This window comes from Streptomyces sp. UG1 (genome assembly GCF_049974585.1).
Taxonomy (GTDB): domain Bacteria; phylum Actinomycetota; class Actinomycetes; order Streptomycetales; family Streptomycetaceae; genus Streptomyces.
Map to the genome: position 1 here is coordinate 1 of NZ_JBNGGG010000173.1, position 530 is coordinate 530.

General features: G+C 55.8%; 1 protein-coding gene. It reads right to left on the reverse strand.

The annotated features are described in order from the left end of the window. Nucleotides 1-530 (reverse strand): IS3 family transposase (locus ACP4J3_RS50890; RefSeq protein ID WP_426545127.1); only part of this gene is annotated, 530 nt, incomplete at both ends.

Below are 530 nucleotides of genomic sequence, written 5' to 3' on the forward strand. Positions count from 1 at the left end.
TATCACTGTGATGGACCGTGCCGGACGGTCGACGGGCCCATAACGCCTGCTCCAGTGCATCCAGCACGAATGTCGTCTCCATGGACGATGAGACCCGCCGCCCCACAATGTATCCGGCAAACACATCAATGATGAACGCCACATAGACGAAGCCCTGCCATGTGCTGACGTAAGTAAAATCAGCTACCCACAGCTGGTCAGGTCGTTCTGCCACGAACTGACGGTTTACGCGGTCGCCTGCGGCAACGGCTTTCCGGCTGATGGTCGTACGGACCTTTTTACCCCGGAGAACACCGGCAAGTCCCATAACCGCCATGAGACGTGCCACAGTGCATCTGGCCACTCTGATACCTTCCCGTAACAACTGACGCCAGACTTTACGCACACCGTATACCTGATGATTCCCATCGTATACGCGCAGTATCTCTTTCTTCAGCCAGTCATCGCGCTGCGCACGGGCACTGCGTTTATCCGGATGATGTCGCTGTTGCTGACAGTGGTAATACGTTGACGGGGCAATATGCAGTTCG